Origin of the sequence: Pseudomonas sp. GR 6-02 (assembly GCF_001655615.1) — a bacterium.
GTDB lineage: Bacteria > Pseudomonadota > Gammaproteobacteria > Pseudomonadales > Pseudomonadaceae > Aquipseudomonas.
Genome location: NZ_CP011567.1, coordinates 1673774 through 1686897, shown reverse-complemented (window position 1 = coordinate 1686897; position 13124 = coordinate 1673774). Strand labels below are relative to the sequence as shown.

The 13124-nt window shown below is 59.1% G+C and carries 16 protein-coding genes; 1 reads left to right on the top strand and 15 read right to left on the bottom strand.

Annotated features, from left to right (window positions below; all coding sequences use genetic code 11):
- Positions 1-7: 7 nt before the first annotated feature.
- From PGR6_RS07370 to PGR6_RS07315, 12 genes are all read right to left on the bottom strand, one after another.
- The gene (locus tag PGR6_RS07370) at positions 8-364 is read right to left on the bottom strand and encodes a PilZ domain-containing protein (RefSeq protein ID WP_018926214.1); all 357 of its coding nucleotides are present in this window, start codon (positions 362-364) and stop codon (positions 8-10) included.
- A 32-nt stretch (positions 365-396) separates the two neighbouring features.
- Positions 397-1383: a DNA polymerase III subunit delta' gene (locus PGR6_RS07365; RefSeq protein ID WP_018926215.1), complete on the bottom strand. Its 987-nt coding sequence runs from the start codon at positions 1381-1383 to the stop codon at positions 397-399.
- Positions 1376-2008, bottom strand: coding sequence for a dTMP kinase (tmk, locus tag PGR6_RS07360; RefSeq protein ID WP_064616594.1), 633 nt, complete (start codon positions 2006-2008; stop codon positions 1376-1378). Before tmk ends, PGR6_RS07365 begins: the two co-directional genes overlap by 8 nt.
- 19 nt (positions 2009-2027) lie before the next feature.
- Entirely contained in the window at positions 2028-3218 is a 1191-nt protein-coding gene (gene mltG, locus PGR6_RS07355; RefSeq protein WP_064616592.1) for an endolytic transglycosylase MltG, read from the bottom strand.
- A 3-nt stretch (positions 3219-3221) separates the two neighbouring features.
- Positions 3222-4037, bottom strand: a complete 816-nt coding sequence (pabC, locus tag PGR6_RS07350) for an aminodeoxychorismate lyase (RefSeq protein ID WP_064616590.1) — start codon at positions 4035-4037, stop codon at positions 3222-3224.
- On the bottom strand, positions 4037-5281 hold the full coding sequence (gene fabF / locus PGR6_RS07345) for a beta-ketoacyl-ACP synthase II (protein ID WP_026286429.1): 1245 nt from the start codon (positions 5279-5281) through the stop codon (positions 4037-4039). Before fabF ends, pabC begins: the two co-directional genes overlap by 1 nt.
- A gap of 109 nt (positions 5282-5390) precedes the next feature.
- Positions 5391-5627, bottom strand: coding sequence for an acyl carrier protein (acpP, locus tag PGR6_RS07340; protein ID WP_003175607.1), 237 nt, complete (start codon positions 5625-5627; stop codon positions 5391-5393).
- Between the two features lie 192 nt (positions 5628-5819).
- Positions 5820-6563 (bottom strand): 3-oxoacyl-ACP reductase FabG, encoded by a 744-nt coding sequence (gene fabG / locus PGR6_RS07335; protein ID WP_064616588.1) that lies wholly within the window; start codon positions 6561-6563, stop codon positions 5820-5822.
- 16 nt (positions 6564-6579) lie between these two features.
- Complete coding sequence (gene fabD / locus PGR6_RS07330; protein WP_026286430.1) at positions 6580-7518, bottom strand: ACP S-malonyltransferase; 939 nt, start codon at positions 7516-7518, stop codon at positions 6580-6582.
- A gap of 125 nt (positions 7519-7643) precedes the next feature.
- Positions 7644-8654, bottom strand: a complete 1011-nt coding sequence (gene plsX, locus PGR6_RS07325; RefSeq protein ID WP_018926222.1) for a phosphate acyltransferase PlsX — start codon at positions 8652-8654, stop codon at positions 7644-7646.
- A gap of 3 nt (positions 8655-8657) precedes the next feature.
- Positions 8658-8840 (bottom strand): 50S ribosomal protein L32, encoded by a 183-nt coding sequence (gene rpmF / locus PGR6_RS07320; RefSeq protein WP_003179396.1) that lies wholly within the window; start codon positions 8838-8840, stop codon positions 8658-8660.
- A 13-nt stretch (positions 8841-8853) separates the two neighbouring features.
- Positions 8854-9381 (bottom strand): YceD family protein, encoded by a 528-nt coding sequence (locus tag PGR6_RS07315; protein ID WP_007942001.1) that lies wholly within the window; start codon positions 9379-9381, stop codon positions 8854-8856.
- Between the two features lie 105 nt (positions 9382-9486).
- On the opposite strand from PGR6_RS07315, the gene PGR6_RS07310 reads away from it, so the two are divergent.
- The gene (locus PGR6_RS07310) at positions 9487-10065 is read left to right on the top strand and encodes a Maf family protein (RefSeq protein WP_018926223.1); all 579 of its coding nucleotides are present in this window, start codon (positions 9487-9489) and stop codon (positions 10063-10065) included.
- Between the two features lie 60 nt (positions 10066-10125).
- Here the strand turns inward: PGR6_RS07310 and sppA are convergent, their stop codons facing one another.
- From sppA to rluC, 3 genes are read right to left on the bottom strand one after another with little or no spacing between them, the layout of a single operon-like run.
- The gene (sppA, locus tag PGR6_RS07305; protein ID WP_064616586.1) at positions 10126-11115 is read right to left on the bottom strand and encodes a signal peptide peptidase SppA; all 990 of its coding nucleotides are present in this window, start codon (positions 11113-11115) and stop codon (positions 10126-10128) included.
- Between the two features lie 24 nt (positions 11116-11139).
- Positions 11140-11802 carry an HAD-IA family hydrolase gene (locus tag PGR6_RS07300; RefSeq protein WP_064616584.1) on the bottom strand — a complete coding sequence of 221 codons (663 nt, stop codon included), beginning with the start codon at positions 11800-11802 and terminating at the stop codon, positions 11140-11142.
- Entirely contained in the window at positions 11789-12748 is a 960-nt protein-coding gene (gene rluC / locus PGR6_RS07295) for a 23S rRNA pseudouridine(955/2504/2580) synthase RluC (protein ID WP_007941997.1), read from the bottom strand. Before rluC ends, PGR6_RS07300 begins: the two co-directional genes overlap by 14 nt.
- Positions 12749-13124 lie beyond the last annotated feature (376 nt).

Genomic DNA, 13124 nt, shown 5'->3' with positions numbered 1-13124 from the left:
CTGCAACTTACATCGTATGAGTGGGACGGTCGGACTTCAGGGCTCCGGCCAAATGGGTTTCGATTCGACTGCGCGCGGTGTTATCGCCTTCGTTGAATTGCACGCCGACTCCAGCGGCGCGGTTGCCCTGGGCACCTTTGGGGGTAATCCAGGTGACCCTGCCGGCGACCGGGATCTTTTCCGGTTCGTCCATCAGGTGCAGCAGCATGAAGACCTCATCGCCCAACTTGTAGCTCTTGTTGGTCGGGATAAACAGGCCACCGTTCTTGATGAATGGCATGTAGGCCGCATAGAGCACGGACCTGTCCTTGATGGTCAAGGACAAAATGCCATTGCGCGGCCCCGGACTGATGGGTTCATTCATGCTGACCTCCATTTCTGATGATCAGAGTCTAGTCACCTCTGGGCAGGCAAGGATACCCATTGCACCAACAGCGCCTCCAGCAACAGCGCCGGATTGAGGTTGGCCTTGCTCATCACTTTCTGCCGCTGGGCTAGAATCCAGTCCTGAATATTCAGGACTTTATCCTGAGCGGCTTTCTGCGCCAGGTATTGAATCACCTTGCGCATGTCCGCCAGCCCCAGCCCCGCTTCATCCTGAGTCAACTGATAACGCAGGATCAGGCTCGACCAGTCGCAGAACCAGTCGAACAGCAGCAACATGGGAATGGTTTTCCATTCCTCGGCCAGTTGCGTCGGCGATTGCTGCTGCTTGAGCAACTTCTTCACGCCCTCGACCACCAGCGCCCGCTGCTCGCGCACGCCCTGGGCCTGCAATTTGACCGCGGCCAATGGCGAACCGGCAGCAAGGGTCAGCAGTTCAATGCGCTCGTCTTCCGAGCAGTCCGGCAACGTCTTGGCCAGCCACGCCAGACTCATGGCTTCGCTCGGCAAAGGACAGGCCTGCTGTACGCAACGGCTCTTGATGGTCGGCAGCAGACGACTGGTCTGGTGGCTGACGAGCAGCAATACGGTGTCGCCGGACGGCTCTTCAAGGCTTTTTAGCAAGGCGTTGGCGGCGTTGATGTTCATCGACTCGACCGGCTCGATCAGCACCACTTTGCGACCGCCCATCTGCGAAGTCTGAACCACGAAGCTGACCAGGTCACGCACCTGATCGACCTTGATCGCCTTGTCTGCCTCTTCCGGTTCCAGGACGTAGTTGTCGGGATGACTACCGGCCTTGAGCAGAAGGCAGGATTTGCATTCACCGCAGGCGCCCTGGGCGGTCGGACGCTGGCACAACAAACTGGCCATCAACCGCTCGGCCAGCGCACGCTTGCCGATCCCGGCCGGGCCATGCAGCAGATAGGCATGGGCGTGCTGGGCACGACCGGCCAATTGCTGCCAGAGACTGTCCTGCCACGGATAGGCTTCAGCCACGGGTCAACTCCAGCAGACGTGGCAGCAAGACATCCAGAGACTGCTGAACCTGCGCCAGCGGTTGAGCGGCATCCACCAGGACATAACGCGCAGGATCCGCTTTGGCACGCTCGAGGAAGGCACTGCGCACGGCATCGAAGAACGTGCGGCCTTCAAGCTCGAAACGGTCCAGGCGACCGCGGGCGCTGGCGCGGGCCAGGCCCACTTCCACCGGCAGATCGAAGATCAGCGTCAAGTCCGGGCGCAGATCGCCCTGGACGAATGTTTCGAGGGTCGCGATACGCTCCAGCGACAAACCGCGACCACCGCCCTGGTAGGCATAGGTCGAATCGGTAAAACGATCACACAGAACCACCGCGCCACGGGCCAGCGCCGGGCGGATCACCTCGGCCAGGTGCTGGGCTCGCGCAGCGAACACCAACAGCAGCTCGGTGTCAGGGTTCATGACCTCATCGACCGGCGCCAACAACACGTCGCGGATCCGCTCGGCCAGGGGCGTGCCGCCCGGCTCCCGGGTCAACACCACCTCGATCCCGGCGGCGCGCAGACGCTCGGCCAGGTATTCGCGATTGGTGCTCTTGCCGGCACCTTCCGGGCCTTCCAGGGTAATAAACAAGCCAGTCACAGGCAGTCCTTAATCAGAGTCATTGCGGGCTTTGCGGCGCCGGAGCATCCCGCTCGGGTGCTGGCGCAGGCTCTTGTGCAGAGTTTTGCGGCGCTACTTGTGGCACGTCTTCGGCTGCCGTATCAGGCGAAGCCGCCGGGGTTGGCGCCTGGGCATCTTCCGTCAGCGGCGTGGTAGTCGGTGCCGGGCTGGAACGGTAATCGGCCCGGCGATTGAGCTGGAACTCCCGCACCGCATTGTTATGGGCGTCCAGATCATCGGAGAACACGTGACTGCCATCACCGCGCGCAACAAAATACAGGCTGTTTCCGTCCGCCGGATTCAACGCCGCATGGATCGCCTCGCGGCCGACCATCGCAATCGGTGTCGGCGGCAGGCCAGCGATCAGGTAAGTGTTATACGGCGTCGGCTCCTTGAGATGGGCGCGGGTCAACTTGCCGTTATAGCGATCGCCCAAGCCGTAGATCACCGTCGGATCGGTCTGCAGCAACATGCCCATCTCCATGCGCCGCACGAACACGCCGGCGATTTGCCCGCGCTCCTGCGGCACGCCGGTTTCCTTTTCCACCAGCGAGGCCATGATCAGTGCCTGATAGGGTTCGGTATAAGGCACGTCGGCAGCACGCTGGCTCCATTCCTTGGCGAGGACTTCGTCGAGGCGGTCGTAAGCCTTCTTGAGCAGATCGACGTCAGTCATGCCACGCACGAAACGGTACGTGTCGGGGAAGAAGCGCCCTTCGGGGAAAATCCCGCCGTGCCCGAGCTTGTCCATCACCTGGCTGTCGCTCAAACCGTTGAGGGTCTGTTCGAGCTTTTCATCCTTGGCCAGGGCTGCGCGGACCTGATGGAAATTCCAGCCTTCGACCAGCGTCAGGCTGTACTGAACCATTTCCCCGCGCTTCCACAGGTCGATCAGCCCTTCGACTGTCATGCCGGGAACCATGCGGTATTCGCCGCTGTGCAGCGGTTGGCCCGCCAGGTTGAAGCGCCAGTACACACGCAGCCAGAAAGCGTCCTTGATGACGCCATCGGCTTCAAGTCGAATGAAAGTGCGGTTCGGCGTAGTGCCTTTGGGCACTTCCAACAGCTGTTCCTGGGCGATGTTCAGCGGTTGTTCCAGCGCCGAATGGATTTTCCAGGCAGAAGCGCCCGCCAATAGCCCCGCCAGAACCAGTCCGGTTTCCAGCAGCAGCAATAATTTACGTCTCACGAATCAGGCATCCAGTAGCGCACGGGCAATGGTTTGGAGTTTACGGGTGAGCGGCCCAACCGGCCAGCTCAGTGCGGCATAGGCGCGCACCGGCCAAACGCCATAAACGCTGTTGCAGACAAAGACCTCATCAGCCCATTGCAGCTGTTCGAGGGTAATGTCGATGATTTGTGTGGGAATCCCCAATGACTCGGCTTGAAACAATAATTCGGCACGCATCACGCCTGCCACGCCACAACGTTTGAGATCGGCGGTCACCAGCACGCCATCGCGCACCAGGAACAGATTACTGAACACACCTTCGATCACCCGCCCGACCTGATCCAGCATCAAGCCTTCAGCATGCTCGGTGTCCTGCCATTCGGAACGGGCGATAACCTGCTCCAGACGATTCAGGTGCTTGAGACCGGCAAGCAATGGCTGCTTGGAAAGCCGTGTTGTACAAGGGAACAGGCGCACGCCCTGCTTCGCATGCACAGCCGGATAGGCAGCAGGAGGATTGCCTTGCAGAATGCGCCGGGCCTGGGCCGAGGGATCGGGGGCGTAACCGCGCAGGCTGTCGCCGCGGGTGAGGATGAGTTTGAGCACGCCCTCGCCCAGTGCGGCGGCATAGGCCAGCAGCTCCGCGCGGATCAGCTCATGATCGGCGGCAATCGCCAGGCGCGAACAGCCCTCGGCCAGACGCGACAAATGTCGATCCAGCAACAACGGCTGCCCGCCCTTGACGGCGATGGTCTCGAACAGACCATCGCCGTAAGCCAGGCCGCGATCTTTCAGCGACAAAGCGTCAGCCGGTTGACCGTCGACCCAGCTGTCCATCAGTCAGCGAACCGGCGGAACACCAGCGAGCCATTGGTACCGCCAAATCCGAAGGAGTTGGACAGCACCACGTCGATATCCATGCCGCGCGCGGTGTGGGGTACGAAGTCGAGGTCGCAGCCTTCGTCCGGCTCATCGAGGTTGATGGTCGGCGGGGCTACCTGACTGTTGATTGCCAGCACGCTGAAAATCGCCTCGACCGCCCCTGCGGCACCCAGCAGGTGACCGGTCATGGACTTGGTCGAACTGACGGCCAGCTTGTAGGCGTGATCGCCGAACACCGATTTGATCGCACAGGCTTCGGCGAGGTCGCCAGCCGAGGTCGAGGTGCCATGGGCATTGATGTACTGCACCTGATCACCATTGATCTTCGCATCGCGCAAGGCATTGGTGATGCAACGCGCAGCACCCGCGCCATCGGCCGGTGGCGAGGTCATGTGGTAGGCATCGCCACTGGTGCCGAAACCAATCAGCTCGGCGTAAATGGTCGCGCCACGGGCCTTGGCGTGCTCCAGCTCTTCGAGAACCAGTGCGCCAGCACCGTCGGACAGCACGAAGCCATCACGACCCTTGTCCCATGGACGGCTGGCACGGGCCGGCTCGTCGTTGCGGGTCGACAGTGCACGGGAGGCACCAAAGCCGCCCATGCCCAGACCACATGCAGCCATCTCGGCGCCACCGGCGATCATTACGTCGGCTTCGTCGTACATGATGTTACGTGCCGCCATGCCAATGCAGTGCGTACCGGTGGTACACGCCGTGGCGATGGCGTAGTTAGGTCCCTGTGCACCCAAGTGAATGGACAGGAAACCGGAAATCATATTGATGATCGAGCCAGGCACGAAAAACGGAGAAATCCGCCGTGGGCCGGAATCATGCAGTGTGCGGCTGGTGTCTTCGATATTGGTCAGACCGCCAATACCCGACCCCATGGCCACGCCGATACGCTCGCGATTGGCATCGGTAACCTCAAGACCTGCGTTACGCACGGCTTGAAAACCTGCAGCCAGACCGTATTGAATGAACAGGTCGAGTTTGCGGGCTTCCTTGACCGACAAGTATTCCTCGACATTGAAGCCCTTTACCGAGCCGCCAAAGCGGGTGGAATAGGCAGAAAGGTCGGTGTGTTCGATCAGACCAATGCCACTGCGGCCAGCCAGAATGCCCTGCCAGCTGCTCGGCACATCCGTGCCCAGTGGCGACAACATACCCATACCGGTGACTACGACGCGTCTACGCGACACAGCACTCTCCTTTTTTCAAATGACGACTTCGCACAAGGCCTAAAGAAAAAACCGCACGCCATGATGGCAGTGCGGTTTTTCCATGACAGCGAGCGACGACTAAAAACTATTACGCCTGATGGCTGGTAACGTAGTCGATTGCTGCTTGTACAGTAGTGATCTTTTCAGCTTCTTCGTCAGGGATTTCGGTCTCGAATTCCTCTTCCAGAGCCATCACCAGCTCAACGGTGTCAAGGGAGTCGGCACCCAGGTCTTCAACGAAGGAAGCGGTGTTGACCACTTCTTCTTCTTTAACGCCCAGTTGCTCAGCAACGATTTTCTTGACGCGCTCTTCGATGGTGCTCATACCTTGTTTTCACTCCTAATGGACAAATTCAGGCAGCTGGCCAGTGGGTAAGTGTATAGAAAGACTTTTCAGTTTTTCAACTGAAAGCTTCACTCCTCAAACCCTGCGGCCCTCTGCCGATAAAATAGATTGCAGCTTTATAACGGATTTTAGACAGCTCGTATGACATTTTTTTGAAGCAATCCGTCACATTTAACTCATGTACATCCCGCCGTTCACCGGGATTGTAGCCCCAGTAACGTAAGCCGCACCGTCGGACGCAAGAAAAGCGACCACAGATGCGATCTCTTGAGCTTGCCCCAGACGACCCAGCGGAATTTGCGTCTGCAAGGCTTCACGCTGCGCATCGGGCAGTTCGCGGGTCATATCGGTGTCGATGAACCCTGGGGCCACCGAGTTTACCGTAATCGAACGCGAACCGACTTCACGCGCCAGCGCACGGCTGAAACCTTCCAGACCGGCCTTGGCGGCTGCGTAGTTTACTTGGCCTGCGTTGCCCATGGCACCCACAACCGAGCCAATACTGATAATTCGTCCCCAACGGGCTTTGGTCATACCGCGCAAAACGCCCTTGGACAGGCGGAACAGACTGTTCAAGTTGGTGTCGACAACGTCATGCCATTCGTCATCTTTCATGCGCATCATCAGGTTATCGCGGGTGATACCGGCATTATTGACCAGGATCGCCGGCGCACCGAACTGCTCCTGAATGCTCGCCAGCACGGCCGCTACGGACTCGTCGCTGGTGACATTGAGTTCCAGGCCAGTGCCCTGAATACCGTTTTCTTTCAGAGTGGCGGCGATACGCTCGGCACCCGATGCGGAGGTCGCAGTACCAACAACGATGGCACCCTGACGACCCAGCTCCAGAGCGATAGCCTGGCCGATACCACGGCTGGCACCGGTGACCAGTGCAACTTTACCTTGCAGACTCATGCAAGCTTCTCCTTGATCAGACCAGCGCTGCACGGGCGGCAGCGAAAGCATCTGGGGTATTGAGGTTAGAGGTCGACACGCCTTCAGCGCAACGTTTGTTCAGACCGGCCAGGACCTTGCCCGGACCGCACTCGACCAGTTGGGTCGCGCCCTTGGCAGCCAGTGCCTGGACCGATTCGACCCAGCGCACAGGCTTGTAAAGCTGCTCAAGCAGATCGCGCTTGAGGGTTTCCAGATCGGCTGGTACGTCGGCACTGACGTTCTGCACTACCGGAATCTGCGGCGCCTGCCAGTCGATCGCTGCGATCGACTCGGCGAATCGCTCGGCGGCCGGACGCATCAACTCGCAGTGGGACGGCACGCTGACCGGCAACGGCATGGCGCGCTTGGCACCACGCGCCTTGCAGCCTTCGATGGCGCGTTCGACCGCAGCCTTGGCGCCGGCAATCACTACCTGGCCCGGCGAGTTGAAGTTGACTGCGCTGACCACTTCACCTTGCGCCGCTTCGGCGCAGGCTGCCAGCACATCAGCATCGTCCAGACCGAGGATAGCGGCCATGCCGCCCTGCCCGGCCGGAACGGCCTCCTGCATCAATTGACCGCGACGCTCTACCAGCTTCACCGCGGCGCCCAGGCTCAGGCTGCCCGCAGCCACCAGGGCGCTGTATTCACCCAGGCTGTGACCGGCAACGTAAGCCGGACGCGCGCCGCCTTCAGCCAGCCACAGACGCCACAAGGCGATCGAGGCGGTCAGAATGGCCGGTTGGGTTTTATCGGTTTGATTGAGTAGTTCTTCCGGCCCTTGCTGGGTCAGCGCCCACAGGTCGTAACCCAGAGCATCGGAAGCTTCTTTGAATGTTTCAAGGACCACCGGGTGTTGCGCGCCCAACTCGGCCAGCATGCCGAGGGACTGCGAACCCTGTCCTGGAAAGACGAATGCGAGGGAAGCAGACATGTAACAAGCCCCTAATGATCTTGTCGTCGGAGAATTGACGTCCCGCCAGGGGAACGCAAGAAACTGACAGTTGGATGGCTCATTGAACTGAGCGGTCACATTTAAGCATTGTCTGACGAAAACGCCTAAGGCAACAAATCTTCCAGGCGCCCATGAAGACGTTCCGGCAAGTTTTCCTGGATCTCGATCAAGGCGCGCTGAATCGCACTCTGGAAGCCCTGAACCCCCGCCGAACCATGACTTTTCACGACAATTCCCTGCAAACCGAGAAAACTTGCGCCGTTATGGCGTGCCGGCGCCAGCTCGGCCTGCAAGCGCTTCATCAGCGGCAGCGCCAGTGCGCCTACCAGTTTCGACGCGAAATTTTTCTTGAACTGGGCCTCGATGCGCCCGGCGATCATGGTCGCCAGGCCTTCGCTGGATTTGAGCAGGATATTGCCGACAAAGCCGTCACACACCACCACATCCGCCTCGCCACGGTACAAACCGTCGCCCTCGACAAACCCGATGTAGTTCAGGCCACGCGCATTTTGCAGCAGGGTCGCCGCCAGCTTGACTTGCTGATTACCCTTGATGTCTTCGGTGCCGATGTTCAGCAACGCGACCCGTGGACGAACGACGCCCAGGGCTTGCGCCGCCACAGACCCCATCACCGCAAACTGCAACAGATGCTCGGCACTGCAATCGACATTGGCGCCCAGATCGAGCAACTGGCAGAAACCTTTCTCGGTCGGAATGGCGGCGACCATGGCCGGCCGATCGATCCCCGGCAAGGTTTTGAGCACAAACCGCGACAACGCCATCAGCGCACCGGTATTGCCGGCACTGACGCACGCCTGGACCTTGCCATCACGCAACAACTCCAGCGCCACGCGCATCGACGAATCAGGCTTGCCGCGCAGGGCCTGGGCAGGCTTTTCGTCCATGGTGATGACTTCGGACGCCGGCACAATCGACAGGCGCGAGCGATCCGCTGCCGATTGGCCAGCGATCAGTTCTTCAAGTAGGGAGGGTTGACCGACAAGGGTCAGGTGCAGCGAGGGCGTAGCTGACAGACAAGCAAGGCTGGCCTGAACAATGCTGCGGGGACCGAAGTCCCCGCCCATTGCGTCAATCGCGATGACTTGAGCGGACAAGGATTACTCGTCAGCGCCCTTGTCGATCACTTTACGGCCACGGTATACGCCTTCTGGCGATACGTGGTGACGCAGGTGAACTTCACCGGTGGTTTTTTCTACAGACAGGGTGCTAGCCTCGAGAGCATCGTGCGAACGACGCATGTCACGGGCAGAGCGGGATTTTTTGTTCTGCTGAACAGCCATAATTGATTAACTCCTAAACGTTTGGGTCACGCTTTAACTGCGCCAATACACTGAACGGGTTGGACCGCGTTACCTCGTCCTCGCTCGGTTCGGGCTCATCTGCTCCCGCCGGCTGCTGGCATTCTTCCGGATGATGAGCAGGCACAATGGGCAAGGCGAGCAGAAGCTCCTCCTCGATCAGTGACTGCAGATCCAATGGATCTTCGCCCAGTTCCAGCACGTCATAACCTTTCGGCAACGACTGGGTATTCGCACCCTCCTTCACCACAGCATAACTGCATTCGCTATGGATCGGCAGGGTGACCAGCTCAAGACAACGCTGGCAAACCATTTTGACTTCGGTGTCGATAAAGCTGTGGATTACCACAGACTTACGTTCATCTCGTTCAAAAACGAATTTAGCCTGCACCGTACCGACATTGTCGGAAAGCGGGTCGCAGAGTCTCTCCAAATCGGCCAGCAGCATTTCACCTTGAAGGGTGGTGCCACGGTCAGCCAATTTGCGCGGGTCAACGTGAGGTGGAATCGGGTCATTCAACATAGGCGCAGCATTATAGGGATGCCCCCAGCCATGTCAAAGGAAATTCAGCCCTGTCCGCCACTTGAGCCTGCGTTAGAATTCGCCCCTTGCCCTTTGGAGATGCGCATGCTGCCTTTATTACTCGCTTCAAGCTCGGTTTATCGCCGGGAATTGCTGGCCCGCCTGCAGCTGCCGTTTACTTGCAGCTCGCCGGATATTGACGAAAGCCATCGCCCGAACGAGTCAGCCATCGAACTGGTAAAGCGCCTCGCCGAAGAAAAAGCCCGGGCACTTACCGCCAGCCATCCTGCTCACCTGATCATCGGCTCGGACCAGGTCGCGGTACTTGGCCAGCGAATTATCGGCAAGCCACACAGCTTCGAAAAGGCCCGCGAACAACTGCTCGCATCGAGCGGTGCCAGTGTGACATTCCTCACCGGGCTGGCATTGCTCAACAGCCAGACCGGCCACTGCCAGGTCGACTGCGTGCCGTTTACCGTGCACATGCGCGCACTCGACGCAGCACGCATCGAACGCTACCTGCACGCCGAGCAGCCCTACGACTGCGCTGGCAGCTTCAAGGCTGAAGGATTAGGGGTGAGCCTGTTTCAAAGCACCGAAGGCCCTGACGCCACCAGCCTGATCGGCCTGCCACTGATTCGCCTGGTTGACATGTTACTGGCTGAAGGCGTGCAAATACCCTGAACCGCTGCGCGCGCACAAAAAAACCGGCCACACAGGCCGGTTTTTTTATGCAGACAACGATCAGCGCAACGCCGGCCCCTGGAAGCCCATCCACATCGCCAAATGCTCAGCCACGCTGGCACCGAGCTTTTTCGAGAAGCGATCAAACGGCGACTCCTCGATAGTGAAGTCCACCAGCTCTTTCTCGCCAATCACGTCACGCGCCACCGAACTGGCACTGCCCAGACCATCAATCAAGCCCAGCGGCAGCGCCTGCTCACCGGACCAGACCAGCCCGGAGAACAGCTCCGGATGATCTTTGTCCTTGAGACGATCGCCACGCCCCTTCTTGACGCTACTGATGAACTGCTGATGAGTGGTGTCGAGCACACCCTGCCAGAACTGAGTTTCTTCAGGCTTCTGCGGCTGGAACGGATCGAGGAATGATTTGTGCTCGCCAGAGGTGTAGGTACGACGCTCGACACCCAATTTTTCCATGGTGCCGACAAAACCGTAACCGGCCGCGGTCACACCAATGGAACCCACCAGGCTCGCCTTGTCGGCATAGATCTGATCTGCCGCACTGGCAATGTAATAGGCACCGGAAGCTCCCAGATCCGAGATCACCGCGTAAACCTTGGTATCCGGATGCAAGCCGCGCAAACGACGAATCTCGTCATAGACATAACCCGACTGCACCGGACTGCCGCCCGGACTGTTGATCCGCAGGATCACACCCTTGACCTTATTGTCCTCGAAGGCTTTACGCAGACTGCCGACGATATTATCTGCACTCGCCGGCTCTTTGTCGGCGATCATGCCGGTTATATCGATCAGCGCCGTGTAAGCGGAACCGCGAGTGGCGCTTTTTTCCATATCCATCAGCGGCGAGAACAAGAACAACGCAAGCAACAGATATGCAAAGGTCAGCAGCTTGAAGAAAATCCCCCAGCGACGGGATCGGCGATGCTCCTGCACACTAGCCAGCAGGGTCTTTTCCAGCAGCTTCCAGCTTTTTTCGTCACCGCTCTCCGCGCTCGCCTTGGCGGGTGCTTTCCATTCGTCGGTCATGACATCTACCCCTGCAAAAAACCGTTATGCCCGCTGACTCAGCCAGGCGCGCAATTCTGAAAAACGATCAATGGACAGCCGCGGTTCGAACTGCCGCAACGCCTCAATCGATTGAGCGCCATAGCTGACCGCCACCGAATCCATGCCGGCGTTACGCGCCATCTGCAGATCGAAGGACGAATCCCCGACCATCAGCGCCTGCTCCGGACGAACCTCGCAATGGGCGAGAATCTGCTCAAGCATCAACGGATGGGGCTTGCTGGCCGTTTCATCGGCTGCGCGAGTGACATCAAAATAATCTTCCCAACCGTGAGCTTTCAGCACCCGGTCCAGCCCGCGCCGAGCCTTGCCGGTGGCAACCGCCAGGTGATAGCCGTCAGCACGAAACGCCTCCATCGACTCAAGCACGCCCTCGAACAACGGCGAAGGAACAGCCTCTGCCGCGATGTAGTGCTCCGCATAATAGTCACGGAAAGCCATAAGCTCGCCATCGCCGATCTCGGGATACAAAGTCCGAATCGCCTCCGGCAACCCGAGACCGATAATGCCTTTGACCGCAAAATCATCGCGCAACGGGAAGCCAGAGCGCCTGGACGCCACGTGCATCGCCTCGACAATCCGACCAATGGAGTCTGCGAGCGTACCGTCCCAATCGAAAATCAGCAGCTTGTAATCAGATGGGCGCACTCAATCGCTCCACGGTTTTGGCCCACATCTCGTCGACCGGTGCCTGCAACTTCAGCTCGCCGCCATCAGGCAGCGGCACGGTCAGCATGTAGGCATGCAGGAATAGACGCTTGCCGCCCAGGTCACGAATTTCCTTGCTGAAATCTTCATCGCCGTACTTGGTGTCGCCGGCGATGCAATGCCCGGCATGCAAAGTATGGACGCGAATCTGGTGAGTGCGACCGGTGATCGGCTTGGCTTCGACCATGGTGGCAAAGTCACCGAAGCGGCGCAGCACCTTGAACACGGTAAGAGCCTCCTTGCCTTCTTCGTCGACTTCGACCATGCGCTCGCCGGAGCGCAGATTGCTCTTTTGCAACGGCGCACGGACTTGTTTGATCGAGGTCGCCCAGTTGCCGCGCACCAGCGCCATATAGCGCTTGTCGACGCCATCACCGCGCAATGCGGCGTGCAAGTGACGCAACATGCTGCGCTTTTTGGCGATCATCAGCAGGCCGGACGTGTCCCGGTCGAGGCGGTGAACCAACTCGAGCTCTTTTGCATCAGGACGTAACTGACGAAAGGCTTCGATGACGCCGTAATTCAAGCCGCTGCCGCCGTGAACCGCGATGCCAGCGGGCTTGTTGATCACGATCAGCGCCTTGTCTTCATAGACAATCGAGGCCTCGAGCCGCTGCAGCAGCCCCTGCGCCAGCGGCACGGGCTCGTCGCGTTCGGGCACGCGAACCGGCGGCACGCGCACGATGTCGCCCGCCTGCAGCTTGTATTCGGGCTTGATCCGACCTTTGTTCACCCGCACTTCGCCTTTACGCAAAATGCGGTAAATCAAGGTCTTGGGCACGCCTTTGAGCCGAGCGAGAAGGAAGTTATCAATACGTTGGCCGGCATATTCCGGCGAGACCTCAAGCAGTTGTACGCCTGGGGTCGAAGGGGCAGTAGTCGTCATGGTGCGGATGATAACAATTTTTTATGGAATTGAAGCACTTAATCATTGCTGCTATAGTCGCGAACGCCGCCAAAAGTGGCCTGGACAGCGGACTAACGGTCAAAAACCGGCCCTGACCAACGCAATTCACGAGGACGAGAGGCCGTCCTACGGGGCTTTCGCTACGTAACGGCAGAGTTTGCAGTTGTAACAAGCGCAGGTGACATAAGGCCTGAATCATGCCGCAAAGCAGAGTTTTCACTCGCCTTCCGAGCAAATATTCACGGCCAGTTCACAAAGTGCAGTCAGCTGCAAACGACCCCGAGCGAACGCTTCGGAAACAACGCCTAAATTAGCCATGATGCGTGACCTCCCCTTTCGGAGCTCACGGTAAATG